Genomic DNA, 19,754 nt, shown 5'->3' with positions numbered 1-19,754 from the left:
GGCGGGCGGGCGGCGGGGTGTCCGTCCGGCGGCCGCGGAGCCGGGGTTGTTCGGTGGGTCAGGCCGGGGGCTGCCGGGCATCCGGCCGGGCGTTGCGGGCCGCCGGTCCGGTCGGGGGGTCGGCCGGGTGCTCCGGTCCGGGGTTCCGCTCGGGGGCTCGGGGCGGGGTTCCGGTCGCGGGGACTCGCGTGGTCGGGGGCGGGGTGGGTAGCGTCACGGCCGAGGGTGGTCCGGTGGGCCGGGGTTCGGGCGCGAGGCGGGGTGTCGGTGATGACGGACGGCGAGTGGTGGCGCAAGAGCGGGCCGTGGAGCGACCGTTCGGGGGGCGGGGCCGGGAGCGGCCCGGCCGTGCCCGGGCCGGCTGACGGCGCCGGTGCCGCCGGGGGAGCCGCCGCGGCGTCCGACGGGGACGGCGTCTACGACGTGCCGGCCACCGGGGGCGCGGGCGGCGCGACCCCGTCGGTGCCGCTGGACCCGCCGCGGACGGCCGCGAGCTCCCCGGTGTCGATGGACAAGCCCCGCTTCGAGGCGGCGGCCGAGCAGGACCCGGACGCCCTCCCGCCACCGCAGGTGTACAGCTCGGGGGCCAACGGCTGGGACCTGGTGCTGCTCAACTTCTCGGACGCGCCGCCGGCTCCGCCGAAGGCCGTCCCCGAGCAGCGGGCCGGCGCCGAGCCCGCGGCGGGGGCCGGGGCGGCCGCCGGGACGGCCGACGCGGCCGCGGGGAAGGGGCGGAAGCAGCGGAAGGCCCGGGCGAAGGCGGCCGCCGCGGAGCAGGCCAAGGCCAAGCCGGCCGCGGGCCCGGCACCCGCCGACCAGCCGGGTGCGGGCGCCGCGGCGGGGGTGCGCCGGCCGTCGCTGCTGATCCTGCTCTCCTGCGGGATGCTGGTCGGCGGTGCGGTGTCGAGCTTCTTCCCGGCCATGCTGGTGGGGTGGGCGCTGGGTTACCTGTCCAGGCAACTCTCGGATCTGATGCGCAAGTTCGCCATCCTCGGGGTGCCGCTGATCACCATGAGCGCGGCCACCCTGCACGCCATGCAGGCCAAGCAGGGCGCCCAGGGCGGTGCCGGTGTGCAGGCGGGCTCCCAGCTGACGCAGATCAGCTGGTCGGCGGCGCCGGGAGTGCTGCGGCTGGCGGCGGTGCTGTCGGCGGTGGTCCTGCTGCTGCTCAGCCTGCGGCGCCGGCCGCCGCAGCAGGGCTGACGGGCAGCCGTCCGCAGGCTGGCTCGTCAGCCGGGGGCCCGGCGGTCACCCGTCGGCCGTGCCGTCCTTCGGTACGAGGGCGGCGAAGCCGGTGCAGAGCTGGCGGATGCTCCGGGTGAACTTCTCGTCCTGGGTCAGCCGGGGCATCGCCCCGCCCATGATCAGCGGGAACCGCGCGCACAGGTCGGCGTAGCGCTCGGCGGTGACGGCGGGCGGCGAGGCCGGCTGGTTCTGCTCCTGGAGGACGAAGCCGGTCGCGTGGCTGAGCAGGGTGTCGGCGGCGATGCCGCAGTGGGCTTCGGGCAGGCCGGCGTCGAGGAGGGTGCGCAGCAGGCGCTCCATCAGGGACAGGCCGCCGGTGCTGAGGACGCCGGGGCTCTCGGCGAGCAGCAGCGCGCCGCCCGGGTGCCGGCGGATGGCGTGGCGCAGGGTGGTGGCCTGGGCCTCGATCCGGTCCTGCCAGGTGGCGGTGGGCGGGAGGGAGGTCAGGGCCTCGGTGCCGGCGTCGTAGGCCTGTCGGCAGACCCGGTCGGCCATCAGCGCGAGCAGTTCGTCCTTGCCGCGCACGTGGTAGTAGAGGCTTCCGGCGTGGGCGTCGAGGCGGTCGGCGACCTGACGCATGGACAGGTTGTGGTACCCGACCTCGGCGAAGACGGCCATGCCCGCGGCGACGATGCGCTCCTTGGTGAGCTTCATGGGGACCACCGTACAGCCTTTTCCAACACCGTTCGAAAACTGTGCTAGCTTTGCGCCAGCAGGTTTCGAACGGTGTTGGAAAACGCCGCAACCGGGGGGAGGGCCAGGACATGGAGGCGATCGTCTTCAACGTGACCACGGCCGCACTGATGGTCATGATGGTCAACTGCGGGCTCGGCGTCGTCGGCCGCGACACCCTGCGCGGGCGGCCCGTCCCCTGGGCGGCCGTCGCGCTGACGGCGATCGCCGTCGGCGGCGTCCTGCTCCAGCTGCTCTGGTCCGGTGCCATGGACGCGCTCGACGCGGACCCCGCCAAGTCCGGCTGGTGGCGCGAGTTCACCTCGGTGTTCATGCAGAACGGCGGCCTCGGCGGCGGCCTCTGGAACCTCGCCACCCTCGCCGCCGTCGCCGCGCTCGCCCAGTGGTACTGGGGCGGCCCGCTCACCCTCTCCTTCTTCCTCGCCGGCATCCTGCTGCCCGGCCGGATCGACGACCTGCTCGGCTTCGGCGACGGCCCCAGCACCGACCCGCGCAACTTCGCCGGCAGCTCCGGTGCCACCTACTTCCTCGGCGCCACCCTCGCCCTCGCGCTGCTCACCCGCACGGGCCTCGCCAAGGAGCGCGCCCTGGCGGTCGGCGTCCCGGTGCTCGGCCTGGCCATGTGGCTCGCCCAGGACAACGGCCACGGCCTGGTGGCGGTCTACGGCTTCGCGCTCGCCGCGGCGGTCCACGCCGCCCGCGGCCTGGTCACCCGCCCGAAGGCGGACCGGACGGCCGACCTGGCCGAGCACGACGCGGCCTGACAGAGCGCGCTGCGCCCCAGCGCGACGCGGCCCGACCGACCACGACCCGACCGGGCGCTACGCCGGCCCCGCCGCCCGCAGCGCCCGGTCCACCAGCGCGTGGTGGCGTTCCCACCAGTCCGCGATGCGGACGGCCGCCCGCATCGCGTAGGCCTCGACCAGGTCCTCGTCGTCCGCCGGCAGCGCGAGGTCGAGGTACTCCCAGCGCGGCCACCAGTCCCAGGGCGCCTCCCCCACGAGGGGCTCGCAGGCTTCGTCCAGGTGGTCGTAGACGGCCGGATCCGTCGCCCGGATCCCCAGGAACGGGCGCAACTGCCCCCGCTTCTCGAAGGGGTCGGGCTTGGCCCGGGAGCCGAGGCCGATGCCCGCGCGCGGCCTCCCGTCGGCGGTGCACCAGGTGGGTCTGGTCAGCAGGACGGCGCGTTCGGGGTAGGTCTCGGGCTCGCCGCCGGTCCTGGTGCGGCCCTCGGCCCGGTAGTCGAACGGGGCGACGACCCGCACCGGCCCGGCCAGGCCGAGCCCGCCGAGCGCGGTGCCGACGGCGGCGGGCAGCCGGGTGAGCACGTCGCGGGCCGCCGCCCGGGCGTCGAGCAGGTGCTCGCCGTGACCGAGCCAGAGCCGGGCTGCCGCCTGGTTCGCCGGAGTCATGCCGGTCATCCTCTCCAAGGTCTCCAGGAGGTCCGCGGCGGTCTCCCGGCCGCGGTGGGCGTGCGCGGGGCGCGGGGTGTCGGCGAGGGCGCGGCGGAGCACCCGCGCGAAGGTGCGCAGCGACACCGCGGTGAAGCGGCCGTCGGCGGGAGCGTCGCCGTCGAGCGTGAGGAACAGCAGGACGAGCGGCTGCGGTTGGGCGTGGTCGTCGGCGAGGCGTTCGGTCTGCCGGGGGCCCTCGGCGGCGTCCACCTTCAGCTCGATCACCAGCTTGAACGCGGGCGCGGTGACGACGATGTCCGCGCGCGACCGCGCCCGCACCACCTCCAGCTCGACCCGGGCCCGGTGGAGCCCGTCGGCGGCGGCGAGGTCCGCGCGTCCCGCGGTGGCGAGCAGCCCGGCGAGGACGGCGGTGCCGAGGCCGTGCGGGCGGCGGGGGTCGAGCAGCCAGCCGATCAGCAGCTGGTGCGAGCGTTCCCTGCGGTCGGTCCCCAGGACGTCCAGCACGGTGGTGGGGCCGGGCATCCAGAGCCCGGCGGTGTTCAGGCGGGTGATCTCCGCCTCGGCGGCCGACCACCGGTCGGCGTCCGCCGGCGTTCCGTTCGGTGCGGCCACCGTCCCCTCCCCGGTCGTGTTCCCGACCGATCCTCGCAGCCCGGGCGTGCGCCGGGCGGCCCGTCGGCGCTGCCGATGCGCAGTCGTGACGCGGGGCCGGCCGGGGTGTCGGCGGGCCGGTGTGTACTGGCTCCGCACCGGTGTCGGCACCCGCCCGTGCCGACGGTGGCCCGCACCGGTCCGAACCGCTCCCGTGCCGTGGAGGTGGCCGATGGCCCGACTGTCCGTCCGTTCCGGCCTGTACCCCGACGCACCGCTGGTGCCGGTGGCCGTGCTGCTCGTCGACCCGGAGAGCGGCCCCGGCGAGCGCGCCCTGAACCGGCTGGGGTCGTACTGCCACGAGGGCGACGGGGTGTTCCACCTGGTGCAGACCGACGGCTGGGCCGAGCACGCGTGGGCGGGGGGCCGGTTGGCCGTGGACGTCGCGGTGTACCCGTTCGCGCTGGAGCAGGTGGGTGTCGATCCGGCCGGCTTCCCCGTCCGGTCGGCCGTCGACCCGCGGGCCGTCGTGGTGCTGCGCGCCGAGGCGGCCGTCGGGCCGGAGCTCGCCGCCCGGCTCTGGGAGGGCACGCTGGTGGTCAGGGCCGCGGCCGGCACCCCGGTCGAGGAGGCGCTCGCCGCCGGGGACGACCGGCCGATCGTCCTCGCGCCGCCGCCGGAGGACGACGACGCGGAGGACGGTGACGAGGGCCCCGACGAGGAACCCGACGAGCGAGGCGGTGACGGTCCGGGGGAGGGCTGAGGCGGGGACGGCGCGGGGTCAGGCGGCCTGCCCGGCGGCCGAGGTGAGGATCCGGGAGACGACGAGCCCGGGCGCGTCGGTGGGGAGGGCGTGGCCGGCGCCGGGGACGATCTCGACCCGCGCGTGCGGGGCGAGCCGGGCGGCCGCCCGGTGGGCGTCGTGCAGGGCGCTGCGTTCGCCGAGCAGGACGAGGGTCGGGAGGCCGGCGAGCCGGGCGAGCTCCCGGTCGTCGAGGGTGGTGGCCGGGGGGAGTGCGCGGCGGAAGCCGAGGGAGGCGCGGACGAGGGTCATCAGCTCGGTCTCCAGGATGGTGCTGTTGTCGACGAGGCGGGCCAGTCGGGGGCGCAGGGGCCGCGGGGCGGTGGCGGCGAGGCCGCCGGCGATCAGCCAGGTGTAGAAGCGTCGGCCGGGGTCGGCGAGGCCGGCCGGGTCGACGAGGGTGAGGCCGGCGGTGCGGCCGGGGTGGTGGAGCCGGTGCTGGAGCGCCAGCCAGCCGCCGTAGGAGCAGCCGACCAGGTGGGGGTCGGACAGCCCCAGGGCGGTGAGGAGTTCGTCGAGCCAGGCGGCTCCGTCGCGGCCGTCGCGGACCGGGGCGGTCTGGATGCTGGCGCCGGGTTCGCCGACGGTGTCGACGGCGATGACGGGGTGGTGCTCGGCGAGCGGCGCGACGTAGCGGTGCCACATCAGGGCGTTGCCGCCGGAGCCGGGGAGCAGCACGAGCGGCCGTCCGCGGTCGGGGCCGGTGCGGTAGACGCGGGTGGTGCCGAAGGCGGTCGGCAGGTCGAGGGTCGTGCGGTGGCCCGGCCAGAGCTGGGCCAGGGCGCGTTCGTAGGCGGCGCGGAAGCGGTCTTCGGTCTTGGTGTTCCGGAACTCGCTGATTCGCATGGTACAGATGTATCACAGGCATGATACGGATGTACCAGGAGTCGGTGAGCGGAGGCCGCACCATGACCACGAAGCCCGACCACGAGGAGCGCCGGCGGCAGATCGCCGAGGCGCTGCTGCGGATCGCGGCCACCGACGGCCTGAAGTCGGCCAGCATGCGGGCCGTCGCGACGGAGGCCGGCGTCTCGCTGCGCCTCGTGCAGTACTACTTCACGACGAAGGAGGGGCTGCTGCTCGACGCCTTCGCCCGGCTCGGCACCCAGCTCCAGGCCCGCATGCAGCGGTGGATCGGCGACGCGCGCGCCCCGCGGGAGGTGGTGACGGCGATCCTGTCGAGCATCCTGCCGACGGACGAGGAGAGCCGCCGGATCACCCGGACCTACACCGCCTACTACGCGCTGGTGCTCGACGACCCCGAGGTGATGGGCCGTACCGGGGCCGGTCAGCCCGACCTGCTGGAGGGCTTCCTCGCCCGGCAGCTCCGGGCGGCGCAGGAGAGCGGCGGGATCGACCGGGAGCGGGACGCCGGGATGACGGCCGCCGGACTGCTGGCGATGGTCAACGGCCTGGGGTCGAGCGTGCTCGGCGGTCAGCGCGACGGCCGCGCCGCGCTGGCCGTCCTCACCCACCACCTGGACGAGCTCTTCCGCCCGTCCGCGCCCGGCGGCCGGCTCTAGCCCGGCCGTCCGGCTCCGGGCCGGACGCCCGCGCCCGGACCGCCCGATGCGCGCAGCGCCCCGCCCGGCGCGGGCCGGGGAGGCGCTGCGGGTCGTCCGTCGTGATCAGGCCGCGGCGGGGGCTGCGGCCGCCCGGGCCTGGGCCTCGGCCTCGGCCTGGGCCCGGCCGCGGGCGCCGGCCCGCTTGGCGTAGGCGATCGTGAAGTAGACCAGGCCGCCGAGCACCGCGTACGGGAGGATGCTGTTGACGGTCACCACGGTGCCGTGCGACATCGTGTAGACGAGCGCGATCCGCAGGACCGCCTCCAGGACGAAGGCGGTGCCCCACACGATGGTCAGGTTGCGCTGGACGCGGCGGAAGCCCGGGTACTGCCACATGCCGTTCCACCAGGAGACCATCTCCGGGGTGCCGTCGGTGGCGAACTTGCGGCCGAAGTAGAACATGATCGGCCGGGGCGCGGCGAGCGAGGCGAGGTAGAACACCCCGAGCAGGCCCGAGACGAACGAGTCCTTGGCCAGCAGCATCTTCGGGTCCTGCGGCCCGATCAGCGCGACGACGAGCGAGAGCCCGACGAAGACCAGCGAGACCACGGCGAACTCGTCGATCCGGCGGTGCCAGGCGAGGTAGATGACGGTGTCCAGCACCGGTCCGAGGCCCGAGAGCAGGATGGCGGCGGACTCGCTGTAGCCGTGGTCGTGCAGCTGGTTGTAGATGAGGATCGGCGCCGCGACGTTGAAGGTGAGGCTGACCAGCCAACCGAGCGCGGCGGCCTTGCCCTTGCGCGCGGGAGCGGCCGGGGCGATGGAAGTTGACACTCTGTTGATTCCCCCGAGGTGGTGCGGATGGAGCGCGCCCATTGTGGCGGACCGGCCGGTCGGTCGCCTAGCCGGTAGTGCTCTGTGGATCACTGCCGGGGTCGCGATCCCGGGCCCGCACCGCGGAGGCCGGTGCCCGCCCCCGTGGGGCACCGGCCTCCGCCTGCCGCTCCGCCCGCCGCCGCGGCCCGGTCAGCGGTCGAAGCCCGCCAGCAGTCCGCGCGGGTCGAAGGTGACGCGGATCCGGGCGATCCGCCCGTTCTCCACGTGCGTCCAGTTCGCCGTCGTCGTCGGGTCCGCGACGGAGGTGTGCAGGTCGAACCAGGTGATCACGTCGTCGCCCTCCGCCACCCGGCCGTGCACCTCGATCCGCTCCAGCACCTGTCCGAGCCGCCGCAGCCCGTTCAGCGCCTCCTCCGCCCCGGAGGCGGTGCCCAGTGTCCCCACGAAGTCGACGTCCTCCGCCAGCAGCCCGCGCAGCGTCTCGAAGTCGCCCGCCTCCCAGGCCGCGAAGTAGGTCTCGGAAATCTCGCGTGCAGTCCTCGTCGTCGTCATGGATCCATCCTCTGCCCGCCCGATCGATCCGTCCAACAGATGGATCAGATGCCGACTATCGTTCCTGATTATGGAGATGCATCAGCTGCGCTACTTCGCCGCCGTCGTCGACGAGGGATCGTTCACGGCCGCCGCGACGCGTCTGCACGTCAGCCAGTCCGGGGTCAGCACCCAGGTCGCCAAGCTCGAACGCGAGCTGGGCCAGCAGCTCGTCGACCGCTCCGGGCGGGGTCGCGTCCGTCTCACCCCGGCCGGGGAGGCGGTCCTCCCGCTGGCCAAGGACGCGCTCGCCACCCTGGACGCCATCCGGCACACCGCCGCCGAGTTCGCCGACGCCGTCCGCGGCCGGGTCCGGCTCGGGATGATCATGGGCTGCTCGATCCCGCCGTTCCTCGACGTCGTCGCCGACCTCGGCCGCACCCATCCCGGCATCGAACTGAGCCTGCACGAGGGCCACTCGGAGCGCCTCCAGGCGCAGGTGCTGGCCGGCGCCCTCGACCTGGCCCTGATCGGCTTCGCCGGCGACCCCGCCCCCGGCCTGGACGTCACCGTCGTCCTCGACGAGCCGGTCGCCGCCGTCGTCCCGGTCGGCCACCGCCTGGACCGGGACGGGCTGACGCTCGCCGACCTGCGCGACGAGAAGATCCTCTGCCTCTCCCCGGGCACCGGCATCCGTGCCGCCTACGAGCACTCCTGCGGACTGCTCGGCCTGGAGCCGCGGGTGGACATCGACGCCAGTTCCCCGGCCACCCTGCTCCTGCTCGCCCGGCGCGGCGCGGGCGTCGCCGTCCTGAGCCCGTCGTCCATGGACGGCGAGGGCCTGCGGGCCGTCCCCGTCGTCGACGCGGCGACGCGCTCCCGCCTCGGCCTGGCCGCCCGCCCCGACCAGCACTCGCCGGCCGTCCGGCTGCTGTACGCGAGGCTGCGCGCGGCGCTGGCCGGCCCCGCCGGGGAACCGCCGCGCTGAACGGCCGCACTCGACCGCGGCGCTGGACCGCCGCTCGCCGCCGCCCCGCGCCAGGGCGCGGCTCAGGCCCCCAGGAAGCGCTGCAGCTCGTCCAGCACGAAGTTGGCGCCGGTGTAGCCGATGCCCTGGAACCACAGCTGGTCGTCCACCGGGAAGGCCCGGTGCGCCCGCACCGCCCCGAGCGCCTGCCAGCCGGGGCTGGCCAGCGCCGCGGCGGTGCCCGCCCGCTCCGGGTCGCCGTACGTGGCGTAGAGCAGCAGGTCGCCGTCCGCCCGCCCGATCTGGTCCAGCGGGACCTCGACGTCGGACTGGTCGACGTTCTGGGCGTCCGGTCGCGCCACCTGGGCGTCGGCCAGCACCGTCCCGGGGAAGCTCTGCCTCCCGAACATCCGGATCCCGCCGCCCTCGACGAACCGCACCAGGCTCACCCGGCGGCCCGACAGCTTCGCCGCCGACAGCGACTGCGCCACCTGCCCGGCGTGCTTCTGGTAGGCGCCGGCGAAGGCCGCCGCCGCGTCCTCCCGGCTCAGCGCCTGGGCGTGCAGCTGGACGTTCGCCTTCCACGGCGCGCCGCTGGTCTGGGTGAGGACGGTCGGTGCGATCTCCCGCAGCCGGTCGTACCGGTCGCCGTCACGGGTCTGGTTGGACAGCAGGAGGTCCGGCCGCAGCGCCCGGACCGCGGTCAGGTCCGGTGCGCCGGCCGGGCCGATCAGGCGGATCCCGGCGACCCGGGAGTCCGGCCAGTACTCCGGGAACCGGGTGTCGGCGGCGGGGAGCGCGGCGCCGACCGGGGTGATGCCGAGGGTCAGCGCCGAGTCCAGTGCGTCCGTGTCCAGGACGACCACCCGCAGCGGAGCGCCCGGCACCACCACCGGGCCGGTGGCGGTGTTCACCGTGACGGGTGGCGGCGGGGTCGGGGAGGCGGAGGGGTCGGTGCCGACGCTGTCGGTGGTGGGCGGGGCCGGCCGGCCCGTCGTGCAGGCCGTCAGGCCGGTCGCGCCGACGGCGGCCCCGCCGAGGCCGGTGAGGAACGAACGGCGGGTGATCCGGTGCATCGGCGGTCCTCGGACGGTCGGACTTCGGGGGCGCGTCGATTATGTCCGGGTTGATGGCTGGATTTCCGTTAAGTACCCGCGCCGTGCCGATGGCGTGCCCGCCGTCCCCCCGCCGTGTCCCCCGCCGTCCCCCCGCCACGAACGGGCCGCCCGACCGCCCCCGGGCCCTGCGCCGGTCGGTCAGGCGTCCACCGTCGCCGCCCAGGGGGCGCCCGGGACGACCAGCGGCGTGCCCGTCACCGGATCCGGCACCACCACCGAGTCCAGCCCGAAGACCTCCCGCACCAGCCCGGCCGTCACCACCTCCCCGGGCGGGCCCTGCGCCACCACCCGGCCGTCCCGCATCGCCACCAGGTGGTCCGCGTACCGCGCGGCCTGGTTGAGGTCGTGCAGCACCGCCACCACCGTCCGGCCGCGTTCGACGTTCAGCCGGCGGACCAGGTCCAGCACCTCCACCTGGTGCGCGATGTCCAGGTAGGTGGTCGGCTCGTCGAGGAGCAGGATGTCGGTGCCCTGGGCCAGTGCCATCGCGATCCAGGCGCGCTGGCGCTGGCCGCCGGAGAGCTCGTCCATGCTGCGCGCGGCCAGGTCCGCCGTCGACGTCCGCTCCAGCGCCTCCGCGACGGCCGCCTCGTCCTCGGCCGACCACTGTCGCCACCAGCTCTGGTGCGGTTGCCGGCCGCGGGCGACCAGGTCCGCCACCGAGATGCCCTCCGGGGCGGTCGGCGACTGCGGCAGCAGGCCGAGCCGCTGGGCGATCCGCTTGGTCGAGATCCGCGCCAGCTCCTCGCCGTCCAGCAGCACCGCACCCCGGACCGGCTTGAGCAGCCGGCCCAGCGCGCGCAGCAGGGTCGACTTGCCGCAGGCGTTCGGGCCGACGATCACGGTCACCCGGCCGTCCGGGATCCTCACGTCCAGGCCGTCGACGACCGTGCGCGCCTCGTAGGCCAGGGTGAGGCCCCGGGCCTCCAGGCGGTGTGCGGTCATCAGGAACCTCCACGACGGGATCGGATCAGCAGCCACATCAGGTAGGGCGCGCCGACCAGCCCGGTCACCACGCCCACCGGCAGTTCGGTGGGTGCCAGCAGCCGCCGGGCGATCAGGTCGGCCAGCACCACCACCAGCGCGCCGGTCAGCGCCGAGCAGAACAGCGGGACCCGCGCGGACCGGGCCAGCCGCAGCGCGATCTGCGGCGCCATCAGGGCCACGAAGTCGACCGGGCCGGCGGCGCCCGCCGCGCAGGAGGCCAGCACGACGCCCAGCAGTGCCGTGCCGAGCCGGATCCGGTCCAGCCGCAGGCCCAGGCCGACAGCCGTCGCGTCGTCGAAGGAGATCGAGCGCTGGGCGCGCGCCGCCCACAGGGCGACCGGGACGGCCGCCAGCAGCACCCGCGCCAGCCAGCCGGCCTGGTCGTAGCCGGCGCCGTTCAGACTGCCCGTCATCCAGACCTTCGCGGCCTGTGCCTGGAAGGCGTCGCCCTTGGTCAGGAAGACCGAGGTGAGCGAGGAGAGCGCCACGCTGATCCCGATGCCGATCAGGACGAGCCGCTGCGCGTGCAGGCCGCGCCGCCAGGCCAGCGCGTAGACCAGGGAGCCGGCCGCCAGGCCGCCGGCCACCGCCGCGTACGGCGCCTGCCCGGTCGAGCCGACCACGCCGTAGGCCGTCAGGCCGACCACGGTGGCGGTCGCGCCCCAGGTCACGCCCACCACGTCGGGGCTGGCCAGCGGGTTCCGGGCGACGGTCTGGATCAGCGCCCCGGCCAGCCCGAACGCCGTGCCGACCAGCAGCCCGACCACCACCCGCGGCAGCCGGAACTCGCCCACCACCAGCTCGTGCGGACTCGGCCGGCCCAGCACCACCTTCACCACCTCGACCGGCGACACGGCGGACTCGCCGAGGCAGAGCGAGGCCACCGCGGCCGCCGCCAGGGCGACCAGCAGGCCCAGCGCCACCGCCGCCGAGCGGCGGTGCAGCAGGACGGAGGCCCGTCCGGCCCGCAGCGCGGTGTACCCCGGCAGGGAGACGGAGCTCATGCGGCGACCACCTTCCGCCGCCGGACCAGGGCCACCAGGACGGGTACGCCGACAAGCGCCGTCATCACGCCGGCCGGGACCTCGGACGGCGGGAAGAGCACCCGCCCGAGCGTGTCCGCGAGCAGCAGCAGGGCCGGGCCGAGCACGGCCGAGAAGGCGAGGACCCAGCGGTGGTCCGCCCCGGCGACGGCCCGGGCCGCGTGCGGGACGGCGAGGCCGACGAAGGCGATCGGCCCGGCCGCGGCGACGGCCGAGCCGGTCAGCACCGTCGCCCCGAGCGCGCCGACCGCCCGGACCAGGCCGGTCCTGGCGCCCAGCCCCTTGGCGGTGTCCTCGCCGAGCGCCAGCGCGTCCAGACCGCGCGCGACCGCGACCACCAGCACCGTGCCGACCGCCAGGAACGGCAGCAGCTGCCAGGCGACGTCCGAGGTCCGCCCGGAGAGCGAGCCGACGTGCCAGAAGCGGAACCGGTCCATGGTGGCGGCGTCGGTGGTCAGCACCAGGGTGTTGAGCGAGGCGATGAAGGCGGACGCCGCCGAGCCGGCCAGCGCCAGTTTGACCGGGGTGGCCCCGCCCCGGCCGCGCCCGGCCAGGCCGTACACCAGCACGGTGGCGACGACGGCCCCGGCGAAGCCGAACCACACGTACCCGGTCAGGGTGGAGACGCCGAACCCGGAGATGGCGACGACCACGCCGGCGGCCGCGCCCTGGGAGACCCCGAGGATGCCGGGGTCGGCGATCGGATTGCGGGTGAGGCCCTGCATGACGGCGCCGGCGAGGCCGAGCGCGGCGCCGACGGCCAGTCCGACGACGGTGCGCGGCAGCCGCAGTTCGCGCACGACGACGGCGTCCGCCGTGCCGCCGCCGTGCAGCAGGGCGTCGACGGTGTCACCGAGCGGGACGGTGCGGCTGCCGACCGCCAGGCTCAGCAGCACCGCGACGGCCAGCAGCGCCAGTGCGGCGGCGAGCCACGGTATTCGCCGGGGCGGCGTCCGTCCTGCGCCGGGCGGCGCGGTGGTGTCGGTGGTGTCGGTGGTGTCGGTCATGAGGCCTCTCCGCAGACAACTCAGGCAAACCTAAGTTCCGTCGCGAAGCCGGGGCAAATCCCCTCGTCGGGGGCGCCGGCGGTTGGATAGCCTGGCGGCATGCCCGAGACCTCCGCCGCCCCGCTCACCGTCGGTTTCGACCTCGACATGACGCTGCTGGACACCCGGCCGGGTATCCACGCCACCTATCTGGCGCTCTCGGCCGAGACCGGCACCCCCATCGACGCCGACCTCGTGGTCACCCGGCTCGGCCCGCCGCTGCTGGACGAGATCCGCAACTGGTTCCCGGAGGAGGAGGTGGAGCGCGTCGCCGCCCGCTACCGCGAGCTCTACCGCGACCACGCCTTCGCCCCGACCGTCGCCCTGCCCGGCGCGCACGCCGCCGTCGAGGCGGTCCGCAGCCACGGCGGCCGGGTCGCGGTGATCACCGGCAAGTACGAGCCGAACGCCCGGCTCCACCTGGAGCACGCCGGCCTGCACGCGGACGCGCTGGTCGGCGACCTGTGGGCGGAGACCAAGGGCGACGCGCTGCGCGAGCACGGCGCGAGCGTCTACGTCGGCGACCACCTCGGCGACATCCGGGGCGCCCGGCACGCGGACGCCGTCGCGGTCGGCGTGGCCACCGGCCCCTACGGCGCGGACGAGCTGCGCGCGGCGGGCGCGGACGTGGTCCTGGCGGACCTCACCGGGTTCCCGGCCTGGCTCGCCGCCCACCTCGCGGGAACGCGCTAGGCGGCGGACTCCGCCCGCCGGCGCTGGGCCCGCGCGTTGCGCAGCAGCCCGACCAGCGCGGACAGGAACCCGGCCGGCATCAGCATGCTCAGCCAGTACGCGGCCGTCGGCAGCGGCGTCAGGTGCAGGAACAGCGGGACGAAGGTGACCAGGGTGGCGAGCGCGCCCAGGCCGAACACCACGGTGCCGGCCTTGACGTACACGTCGCCGGGGTCGGCGCTCTGGCTGCTCACGTCTGCTCGCTCCTCGGGGCTGGCGGGCGCGGTGCCCGGCGGGGCGTCCAGTCTGGCAGAGCGGCGGCCGGGCCCGCCCACCGGAGCGGTCCGGTCACGTTGCGCAGTTTCTCGGAAGCTGAACGTTTTGATCCCTGCTGAGCGGGGGTATGCAGGGGGTGCCGAGGGGTGCGACAGGTGCGCCCCGTGTCCTCAGACCCGGGGGTGTGAGCCGATGGACCGCGCCGAGTCGCGCCGCGGCCGTGCCAGGGCCGGGTCGCCCGCGACAGCGAGATCGCCGCGTCCGCACCGCCCGCTCCGGGCCCCGGTCGCGGATCTTCCGCGGAACGCGGATGAGGCAGTGACGGACCGTTAGTCTGCTCCTGACAGCGTGCCGACCGTGAGCGCCCGCGGGCGCCGAGCCGAGGTCGTCCGCCTTTCCCACCACCCAGTGATCCCCGGCCAGGGCCGGGATCCCTCACACCCATTCGAGGACTGTTCGAGATGCCCACCGGCCAGGTCAAGTGGTTCAACGAGACGAAGGGCTTCGGCTTCCTGTCGCGCGACGACGGCGGCGACGTCTTCGTCCACACCAAGGCGCTGCCCGCCGGTGTCACCGTGCTCAAGCCCGGCCAGCGGGTCGAGTTCGGTGTGGTCGCCGGCCACCGCGGCGACCAGGCGATGGCCGTGCAGCTGCTGGAGGCGCTGCCGTCGGTGGCCGCCGCCCAGCGCAAGAGCGCCGACGACATGGCGCCGATCGTCCAGGACCTGATCACCACGCTGGACGCGGTGCTGCCGGGCCTGCAGCACGGCCGCTACCCGGCCAAGCCGACGGGCCAGAAGCTGGCCGGCCTGCTGCGCGCGGTGGCCGACCAGTTCGACGTCTGAGGCCCGCGGGCCCCGGCCGTGGCGGCCGGGTTCAGAACGCCAGCGCACCCGGGTCGAGCGGGGGCACCAGCCCCTCCGCGGCGGCCCGGGTGAGCAGCGCGCGCACGGCCGCGTAGCCCTCCTCGCCGAGGTCCGCGGTGAACTCGTTCACGTAGAGGCCGATGTGCTGGTCCGCGACGGCCGGGTCCATCTCCTGGGCGTGCGCCAGCACGTACCCGCGGCTGGCCGCCGGGTCGTCCCAGGCCTGCCGGACGGAGGCGCGGATCGTCCCGGCCAGCTCGCGCAGCCGTTCGGCGCCCAGCGAGCGCCGCGCGACGATCGCGCCGAGCGGGATCGGCAGCCCGGTCTCCCGCTCCCAGGCCTCGCCCATGTCGGCCAGGCTGTGCAGCCCGTACTGCCGGTAGGTGAAGCGGGCCTCGTGGATCACCAGGCCGGCGTCCACCCGGCCGTCCCGGACGGCGGGCATGATCTCGTGGAACGGCAGGACGACGATCTCGCCGAACCCGCCGGGCACCGCCCCGGCCGCCCAGAGCCGGAACAGCAGGTAGGCGGTGGACCGCTCGGACGGCACCGCCACGGTCCTCCCGGTGAGGTCCGCCGGCGCGGCGGTCCCGGGCCGGGTGAGCACCAGCGGGCCGCAGCCGCGCCCCAGCGCGCCGCCGCAGGGCAGCAGGGCGTACTCGTCGAGGACCCAGGGCAGCGCGCCGTAGCTGATCTTCAGCACGTCCAGTTCGCCGCGTTCGGCCAGGCCGTTGGTGACGTCGATGTCCGCGAAGGTCACCTCGGGGGCGTCCGCGCCGGCCACCAGGCCGTGCGCCCACGCGTGGAAGACGAAGGTGTCGTTCGGGCAGGGCGAGTACGCGATGCTCAGCCGTTCAGCCACGGCCGGCCTCCTCGATCAGTTCGGTGACGGGCAGCGCGGCGAAGGCCGCCTCCAGGGCGCCCAGGGCCTGGCCGATCCGCCAGGCGGCCCGGTCGCGCGGGCCCACCGGGTTGGAGACGGTCCGCAGCTCCAGCACCGGCACGCCGTGCCGGGCGGCGGCCTCGGCCACGCCGAAGCCCTCCATCGCCTCGGCGAGGGCGCCCGGGTGGCGGGCGGCCAGTTCGGCGGCCCGCCGCGCGCTGCCGGTGACGGTGGAGACGGTCAGCACCGGGCCGGTGAGGGCGCCGAGCGCCCCGGCGGCGCGGGCGACGGCCGCCGCGGGAGGGGTGTGCCGGACGGTGCCGAAGCCGAGCTCGGTGACGTCGGCGAAGCCGTCCCCGGTCTCGGCTCCGAGGTCGGCGGCGACGATCGCCGAAGCCAGCACGGTGGCGCCGACCGGGGCGTGCGGGGCGAAGCCGCCGGCGATGCCGGCGGAGACGACCAGGGCGAAGTCGTGCGCCCCCAGCGCGGCGGCGGTGGCGGCCGCGGAGGCCGCCGGGCCGACCCCGCCGGCCAGCACGTCGACCGGGGCGTCCTGGGCGCGGTGCAGGCCCCCGCCGGGCAGCGGCAGCGCGGCGGCCGTGCCGCCCAGCCCGCGCAGGACGGCCTCGGCCTCGGCGGGCACCGCGACGACGACGAGCAGCCGGGCCCGCCCGGGGCCCGACTGCTCGTTCCGCCCGTCGGCGGGCGCGTGCGCGGTCATCGCAGGACCGTCAGTTGTCCTGGGTGTTCAGCTGGAAGTACCAGACGGCGACCGGGTTGTCCGAGTTCTTGTCGCCCTCGACGACGGTGACCAGGGTCTTGCCGGAGGCGTTCAGCAGCTTGGCGGCCTGCTGGGAGCCGGAGTAGGTCGCGCCCTTGGCGTACGAGAACAGGCTGTAGCGCCCGCCCTGGCCCTGCGAGCCGCCGTTGGTGAAGGCCCACCAGCCGCGGTCGGCCACGTTCGGGGAGACGCCGACGCCCACGTTGTCGCTGACCACGACGTCGGAGGTCGGCAGGGTGCCGTCCTTGAGGGCCTGGGTGGCCTTGTCCTGGCACTCCTGCTGCAGGTCCTCGGTGATCGGGCTGCCGCCGTTGAAGCAGAGCGGGTCCGCGGCGATCGAGGAGTTGCCGACCGTGATGGTCGCGCGGTGGGAGCTGTGCTCGGTCTGGTCGCTCGCGATGGCGACGGAGGTGCCGACCGTGGCGACACCGACCACGACGACGGCGCCGAGGGCGGCGATGACACGGGTATTGAGGCTCATGCGTCAGAATCTACCGGGCTTCGCCGATCACGCTACGCGGGGGTCGGCCACCGCGTGTTGCCCGGAGCCCGGTCACGCCACCCGGGGTGCCGCCGGGCGCCGGCGCAGGCCCACCCGGAAGAGCGAGTGGACCGTCCACAGCAGCATCAGGCCGACCACCCCGGCGGCCACCGACAGCCCCAGCGTCCCGTTCAGCGGCAGCACGATGCCGACCGCGCCGCCCGCCACCCAGGACAGCTGCAGGACCGTCTCCGAACGGGCGAAGGCCGAGGTCCGCACCGCCTCCGGGACGTCCCGCTGGATCAGCGCGTCCAGCGCCAGCTTGCCCAGCGAGGCCGCCACCCCGGCGACGCCGGCGACCAGGATCACCGTCACCGCGCCGTACCAGAGCGCGGCCGCCGCGGTGGCGCAGGTCGCCAGCAGCAGCATCGCGGTGACCGTCGCCTCCGGGCCGCGGGTGCGCAGCCAGGAGCCCAGCACCGAGCCCAGCGCGTTGCCCGTCCCCGCGGCGAGCGCCACCAGGCCGAGCGCCAGCGTCGGCTGCAGGCCGCCGATCGGCTCGTCCCGCAGCAGGAACGCCAGGAACATCACCAGGAAGCCGACCAGCCAGCGCAGCGCCGACATCGCCCGCAGCGCCAGGATCACCGACGGGCCGACCGTGCGCAGCGAGGCCTTCGGGGCCTTGGCTCCCGGCCGGGCGTGCTCGCCGTGGACCTCGGCGTGCAGGACGGCCCGCTGCTCGCCCTTCGCCGAGTCCACCTCGTGCGGCAGGTGGAAGGCCATCAGGGTGCCGATCACGAAGACCAGGAAGGCCCCGCGCAGCGGCCAGCCCGGCCCGATCAGGTGCAGCAGGCCGCCCACTCCGGCGGCCACCCCGGTGGCCAGCAGCCCGGCCAGGGTGACCCGGGAGTTCGCCTTCACGAGCGACAGCTGCTTCGGCAGCAGCCGGGGCACCACGACGCTGCGCACCACCCCGTAGGCCTTGGACGCCACCAGCACGCCCAGGGCCTCCGGGTACAGCGCCAGGCCGCCGCCCGCGATCACCCCCGCCATCGTCCAGGCCAGCACCGCCCGGGCCAGCATCGACATCGCCATCGCCGCCCGGCGGCCGTGCGGCAGCCGGTCCAGCAGCGGGCCGATCACCGGGGCGAGGATTGCGAACGGGGCCATCGTGATCAGCAGGTAGAGCGCGACCCGGCCGCGGGCCTCGCCGGTCGGCACGGAGAAGAAGATGGTCGAGGCCAGCGCGATGGTGATCAGCATGTCGCCGAAGGAGTTCAGCGCGTGCAGCTCGATCAGCTTCGCCAGGCCGGACTCGCCGGCGCCCTCGGCGGAGGTCGCCTTGCGGATCCGGCGGCCGGTGCCGTGCACCACCCGGCCGGTGCGCGCGCCGGCCGCGGAGGCGGTGCGGACCAGCAGGTTGCGGTGCGGCTCGGCGGCCTCCTCGGCGAGGTCCTCGTCGAGGGCGGTGAGGTGCCGGGTGTGCACCGCCGTGTCGTCCGCGTCGTCCGCGGGGTGTCCGGCGGGCCCGTCGCCCCGGCCGGGGCCGGGGTCGGGAGCGGTCTTCAGGAGGCTCACGACGGCGGTGGGCGGCGCGGGACGGCCCCCCGGCTGCGGTTCGCCCGCAGCGAGGACCTGGGGCTGCTGTCGCGGCACGGCGGTCGCCTCGTCGGGGCTGCCGGCCTGCGAGGCGCGCAGTGGGTGCTGCGACGGGTTCTCGTCCGCCACATTGCCCATCCTGCCCCAGAATCGCCGTGGTGACGCGGGATTCGACCCCGTTCGGCGCGGCCCGGCACGCTCTCCGGAACGGCCGGTACCGCCCCGGACTGTGCCGCGGCACCGACCGACGGGTAGCCTGCCCAGGGTCCGGTCATCGGGCGCCAGGGCCCCTGCAGGCCCGGACGGGCGGCGCGGCCGGTACCCGCGGCGGCCTCCGGTCGCGCAGAATGGACGAGGGACTACCGAGCCGCGACGGGACAGGCAACACGCCGTGGGCGACAGAAGAACTGGGAGAGAATCGACGCCGTGAGTGCTGCGATGCGAAGCCGTACCCCCGACCGGCTCTGTGCCGACGCCGTCGAACTCGCCCGTCAGGCAGCCGAGGAGGCCGTCGGACCGGAGACCGTCGGGCCGCACCTCGGTGCCCAGGCGGACGCCGAGCGCGTCGTCACCCACACCTTCGAGTGCCTCGACGCGGCCTACCGCGGCTGGCACTGGGCGGTGACCGTCGCCCGCGCCCCGCGCGCCAAGAACGTCACGCTCGACGAGGTCGTGCTGCTGCCCGGCCCCGATGCCGTCCTCGCCCCCGAGTGGGTGCCGTGGAGCGAGCGGCTGCGCCCCGGCGACATGGGCCCCGGCGACCTGCTGCCGACCGGCGCCGACGACGCCCGTCTGGAGCCCGGCTGGAGCGGCGAGGACGAGCCCGCGCCGAACTCCGCGGTCGTCCTGGCGGCCGAGGAGGACCTGGTCGTCACCGACCCGGGCATCCAGCCCGCGCCGGCCCGCGCGCAGATCAACTCCGTCGCCGAGGAGCTCGGCATGGGCCGCAGCCGGGTGCTCTCCCGGCTGGGGCTGCACCTGGCCGCCGACCGCTGGGAGAAGGCCCACGGCCCGCAGACCCCGATGGCGCAGGCCGCGCCCGCCGCGTGCGGCAGCTGCGGCTTCCTGATCCCGATCGGCGGCTCGCTCGGTCAGGCCTTCGGCGTGTGCGGCAACGAGTTCGGCCCGGCCGACGGCCAGATCGTCTCCTTCGCCTACGGCTGCGGCGGGCACTCCGAGGCGGCCGTCATCCCGGCCCCGCCGGCGCCGTCCGAGCTGATCCTGGACGAGCTGGTGGTCGAGCCGCTGCAGCTGCACCCGGACCGGGCCTCCGGCTCGGTCGAGCCGGACGCCCCGGCGGAGGAGCTCGGGCACTCCTGAGCACGCGGTCCGCGGCCCGCCCCACCGAACCGGTGGGGCGGGCCGCACCGTATGCCGGGGGGGGAGGCCCGCGGGCCCGAACGGGGGGCCCCGGCG

22 protein-coding genes are annotated in these 19,754 nt (G+C 75.7%); 8 read left to right on the top strand and 14 right to left on the bottom strand.

From position 1 onward, the window contains the following. Positions 1-270 precede the first annotated feature (270 nt). The gene (locus AB0N04_RS24075) at positions 271-1,203 is read left to right on the top strand and encodes a hypothetical protein (protein ID WP_360212630.1); all 933 of its coding nucleotides are present in this window, start codon (positions 271-273) and stop codon (positions 1,201-1,203) included. A gap of 45 nt (positions 1,204-1,248) precedes the next feature. On the opposite strand, the gene AB0N04_RS24070 is transcribed toward AB0N04_RS24075, so the two are convergent. After that, positions 1,249-1,899 (bottom strand): TetR/AcrR family transcriptional regulator C-terminal domain-containing protein, encoded by a 651-nt coding sequence (locus AB0N04_RS24070; RefSeq protein WP_360212628.1) that lies wholly within the window; start codon positions 1,897-1,899, stop codon positions 1,249-1,251. Between the two features lie 110 nt (positions 1,900-2,009). Here AB0N04_RS24070 and AB0N04_RS24065 point away from each other — a divergent pair, with 110 nt between their 5' ends. Continuing rightward, positions 2,010-2,702, top strand: coding sequence for a hypothetical protein (locus AB0N04_RS24065; protein ID WP_360212626.1), 693 nt, complete (start codon positions 2,010-2,012; stop codon positions 2,700-2,702). A gap of 57 nt (positions 2,703-2,759) precedes the next feature. Here the strand turns inward: AB0N04_RS24065 and AB0N04_RS24060 are convergent, their stop codons facing one another. Then, complete coding sequence (locus AB0N04_RS24060) at positions 2,760-3,965, bottom strand: PD-(D/E)XK nuclease family protein (protein ID WP_360212624.1); 1,206 nt, start codon at positions 3,963-3,965, stop codon at positions 2,760-2,762. Positions 3,966-4,176: 211 nt separating this feature from the next. Here AB0N04_RS24060 and AB0N04_RS24055 point away from each other — a divergent pair, with 211 nt between their 5' ends. Beyond that, positions 4,177-4,707 (top strand): hypothetical protein, encoded by a 531-nt coding sequence (locus AB0N04_RS24055; RefSeq protein WP_360212622.1) that lies wholly within the window; start codon positions 4,177-4,179, stop codon positions 4,705-4,707. 18 nt (positions 4,708-4,725) lie between these two features. Here AB0N04_RS24055 and AB0N04_RS24050 read toward each other — a convergent pair whose 3' ends face one another. Further along, the gene (locus AB0N04_RS24050) at positions 4,726-5,592 is read right to left on the bottom strand and encodes an alpha/beta fold hydrolase (protein WP_360212620.1); all 867 of its coding nucleotides are present in this window, start codon (positions 5,590-5,592) and stop codon (positions 4,726-4,728) included. A gap of 62 nt (positions 5,593-5,654) precedes the next feature. On the opposite strand from AB0N04_RS24050, the gene AB0N04_RS24045 reads away from it, so the two are divergent. Then, positions 5,655-6,269 carry a TetR family transcriptional regulator C-terminal domain-containing protein gene (locus AB0N04_RS24045; protein WP_360212618.1) on the top strand — a complete coding sequence of 205 codons (615 nt, stop codon included), beginning with the start codon at positions 5,655-5,657 and terminating at the stop codon, positions 6,267-6,269. Positions 6,270-6,374: 105 nt separating this feature from the next. On the opposite strand, the gene AB0N04_RS24040 is transcribed toward AB0N04_RS24045, so the two are convergent. Together AB0N04_RS24040 and AB0N04_RS24035 are read right to left on the bottom strand one after the other, a co-directional pair. Continuing rightward, entirely contained in the window at positions 6,375-7,085 is a 711-nt protein-coding gene (locus tag AB0N04_RS24040) for a VC0807 family protein (RefSeq protein ID WP_360212616.1), read from the bottom strand. Between the two features lie 192 nt (positions 7,086-7,277). Then, the gene (locus tag AB0N04_RS24035) at positions 7,278-7,640 is read right to left on the bottom strand and encodes a nuclear transport factor 2 family protein (protein WP_360212614.1); all 363 of its coding nucleotides are present in this window, start codon (positions 7,638-7,640) and stop codon (positions 7,278-7,280) included. Positions 7,641-7,710: 70 nt separating this feature from the next. On the opposite strand from AB0N04_RS24035, the gene AB0N04_RS24030 reads away from it, so the two are divergent. Then, positions 7,711-8,607 carry a LysR substrate-binding domain-containing protein gene (locus AB0N04_RS24030; RefSeq protein WP_360212612.1) on the top strand — a complete coding sequence of 299 codons (897 nt, stop codon included), beginning with the start codon at positions 7,711-7,713 and terminating at the stop codon, positions 8,605-8,607. 62 nt (positions 8,608-8,669) lie between these two features. Here AB0N04_RS24030 and AB0N04_RS24025 read toward each other — a convergent pair whose 3' ends face one another. From AB0N04_RS24025 to AB0N04_RS24010, 4 genes are all read right to left on the bottom strand, one after another. Further along, entirely contained in the window at positions 8,670-9,662 is a 993-nt protein-coding gene (locus tag AB0N04_RS24025) for an iron-siderophore ABC transporter substrate-binding protein (protein ID WP_360212610.1), read from the bottom strand. A 180-nt stretch (positions 9,663-9,842) separates the two neighbouring features. Next, positions 9,843-10,649: an ABC transporter ATP-binding protein gene (locus AB0N04_RS24020; protein ID WP_360212608.1), complete on the bottom strand. Its 807-nt coding sequence runs from the start codon at positions 10,647-10,649 to the stop codon at positions 9,843-9,845. Then, the gene (locus AB0N04_RS24015) at positions 10,649-11,695 is read right to left on the bottom strand and encodes an iron ABC transporter permease (protein WP_360212606.1); all 1,047 of its coding nucleotides are present in this window, start codon (positions 11,693-11,695) and stop codon (positions 10,649-10,651) included. Before AB0N04_RS24015 ends, AB0N04_RS24020 begins: the two co-directional genes overlap by 1 nt. Beyond that, positions 11,692-12,741 (bottom strand): iron ABC transporter permease, encoded by a 1,050-nt coding sequence (locus AB0N04_RS24010; RefSeq protein WP_360212604.1) that lies wholly within the window; start codon positions 12,739-12,741, stop codon positions 11,692-11,694. Before AB0N04_RS24010 ends, AB0N04_RS24015 begins: the two co-directional genes overlap by 4 nt. Positions 12,742-12,840: 99 nt before the next feature. On the opposite strand from AB0N04_RS24010, the gene AB0N04_RS24005 reads away from it, so the two are divergent. Continuing rightward, the gene (locus AB0N04_RS24005) at positions 12,841-13,473 is read left to right on the top strand and encodes an HAD family hydrolase (protein WP_360212602.1); all 633 of its coding nucleotides are present in this window, start codon (positions 12,841-12,843) and stop codon (positions 13,471-13,473) included. Here the strand turns inward: AB0N04_RS24005 and AB0N04_RS24000 are convergent. Next, a complete protein-coding gene (locus tag AB0N04_RS24000) occupies positions 13,470-13,706 on the bottom strand; it encodes a hypothetical protein (protein ID WP_360212600.1) in 237 nt (78 codons plus the stop codon). The two genes, AB0N04_RS24005 and AB0N04_RS24000, sit on opposite strands and share 4 nt — an antisense overlap. A 483-nt stretch (positions 13,707-14,189) precedes the next feature. On the opposite strand from AB0N04_RS24000, the gene AB0N04_RS23995 reads away from it, so the two are divergent. Continuing rightward, positions 14,190-14,573 (top strand): cold-shock protein, encoded by a 384-nt coding sequence (locus AB0N04_RS23995; RefSeq protein ID WP_360212598.1) that lies wholly within the window; start codon positions 14,190-14,192, stop codon positions 14,571-14,573. Between the two features lie 31 nt (positions 14,574-14,604). On the opposite strand, the gene AB0N04_RS23990 is transcribed toward AB0N04_RS23995, so the two are convergent. The 4 genes from AB0N04_RS23990 to AB0N04_RS23975 form a co-directional block, all read right to left on the bottom strand. Continuing rightward, positions 14,605-15,456, bottom strand: coding sequence for a 1,4-dihydroxy-6-naphthoate synthase (locus tag AB0N04_RS23990; RefSeq protein WP_360212596.1), 852 nt, complete (start codon positions 15,454-15,456; stop codon positions 14,605-14,607). Continuing rightward, on the bottom strand, positions 15,449-16,198 hold the full coding sequence (locus AB0N04_RS23985) for a futalosine hydrolase (RefSeq protein ID WP_360212594.1): 750 nt from the start codon (positions 16,196-16,198) through the stop codon (positions 15,449-15,451). The genes AB0N04_RS23990 and AB0N04_RS23985 overlap by 8 nt, the downstream gene beginning before the upstream one ends. A gap of 10 nt (positions 16,199-16,208) precedes the next feature. After that, positions 16,209-16,739: a hypothetical protein gene (locus tag AB0N04_RS23980; RefSeq protein ID WP_360212592.1), complete on the bottom strand. Its 531-nt coding sequence runs from the start codon at positions 16,737-16,739 to the stop codon at positions 16,209-16,211. Between the two features lie 72 nt (positions 16,740-16,811). Further along, positions 16,812-18,113, bottom strand: coding sequence for an MFS transporter (locus tag AB0N04_RS23975; protein WP_360212664.1), 1,302 nt, complete (start codon positions 18,111-18,113; stop codon positions 16,812-16,814). Positions 18,114-18,776: 663 nt separating this feature from the next. Here AB0N04_RS23975 and AB0N04_RS23970 point away from each other — a divergent pair. Beyond that, on the top strand, positions 18,777-19,658 hold the full coding sequence (locus tag AB0N04_RS23970) for a DUF3027 domain-containing protein (protein ID WP_360212590.1): 882 nt from the start codon (positions 18,777-18,779) through the stop codon (positions 19,656-19,658). Positions 19,659-19,754 lie beyond the last annotated feature (96 nt).

Origin of the sequence: Kitasatospora sp. NPDC051702 (assembly GCF_040681575.1) — a bacterium.
GTDB lineage: Bacteria > Actinomycetota > Actinomycetes > Streptomycetales > Streptomycetaceae > Kitasatospora.
The sequence above is the reverse complement of the archived record's forward strand: the minus strand, read 5'-3'. Positions and strand labels throughout refer to the sequence as shown.

What these genes read in the sequence shown, in the direction of transcription:
- AB0N04_RS24015 (WP_360212606.1), bottom strand. Translation starts at nt 11,695, where the DNA reads ATGAGCTCCGTCTCCCTGCCGGGGTACACCGCGCTGCGGGCCGGACGG.
- AB0N04_RS23980 (WP_360212592.1), bottom strand. Translation starts at nt 16,739, where the DNA reads ATGAGCCTCAATACCCGTGTCATCGCCGCCCTCGGCGCCGTCGTCGTG.
- AB0N04_RS24075 (WP_360212630.1), top strand. Translation starts at nt 271, where the DNA reads ATGACGGACGGCGAGTGGTGGCGCAAGAGCGGGCCGTGGAGCGACCGT.
- AB0N04_RS24065 (WP_360212626.1), top strand. Translation starts at nt 2,010, where the DNA reads ATGGAGGCGATCGTCTTCAACGTGACCACGGCCGCACTGATGGTCATG.
- AB0N04_RS24005 (WP_360212602.1), top strand. Translation starts at nt 12,841, where the DNA reads ATGCCCGAGACCTCCGCCGCCCCGCTCACCGTCGGTTTCGACCTCGAC.
- AB0N04_RS24010 (WP_360212604.1), bottom strand. Translation starts at nt 12,741, where the DNA reads ATGACCGACACCACCGACACCACCGACACCACCGCGCCGCCCGGCGCA.
- AB0N04_RS24030 (WP_360212612.1), top strand. Translation starts at nt 7,711, where the DNA reads ATGGAGATGCATCAGCTGCGCTACTTCGCCGCCGTCGTCGACGAGGGA.
- AB0N04_RS24055 (WP_360212622.1), top strand. Translation starts at nt 4,177, where the DNA reads ATGGCCCGACTGTCCGTCCGTTCCGGCCTGTACCCCGACGCACCGCTG.
- AB0N04_RS23995 (WP_360212598.1), top strand. Translation starts at nt 14,190, where the DNA reads ATGCCCACCGGCCAGGTCAAGTGGTTCAACGAGACGAAGGGCTTCGGC.
- AB0N04_RS23970 (WP_360212590.1), top strand. Translation starts at nt 18,777, where the DNA reads ATGCGAAGCCGTACCCCCGACCGGCTCTGTGCCGACGCCGTCGAACTC.
- AB0N04_RS24050 (WP_360212620.1), bottom strand. Translation starts at nt 5,592, where the DNA reads ATGCGAATCAGCGAGTTCCGGAACACCAAGACCGAAGACCGCTTCCGC.
- AB0N04_RS23985 (WP_360212594.1), bottom strand. Translation starts at nt 16,198, where the DNA reads ATGACCGCGCACGCGCCCGCCGACGGGCGGAACGAGCAGTCGGGCCCC.
- AB0N04_RS24020 (WP_360212608.1), bottom strand. Translation starts at nt 10,649, where the DNA reads ATGACCGCACACCGCCTGGAGGCCCGGGGCCTCACCCTGGCCTACGAG.
- AB0N04_RS24035 (WP_360212614.1), bottom strand. Translation starts at nt 7,640, where the DNA reads ATGACGACGACGAGGACTGCACGCGAGATTTCCGAGACCTACTTCGCG.
- AB0N04_RS24045 (WP_360212618.1), top strand. Translation starts at nt 5,655, where the DNA reads ATGACCACGAAGCCCGACCACGAGGAGCGCCGGCGGCAGATCGCCGAG.
- AB0N04_RS24070 (WP_360212628.1), bottom strand. Translation starts at nt 1,899, where the DNA reads ATGAAGCTCACCAAGGAGCGCATCGTCGCCGCGGGCATGGCCGTCTTC.
- AB0N04_RS24025 (WP_360212610.1), bottom strand. Translation starts at nt 9,662, where the DNA reads ATGCACCGGATCACCCGCCGTTCGTTCCTCACCGGCCTCGGCGGGGCC.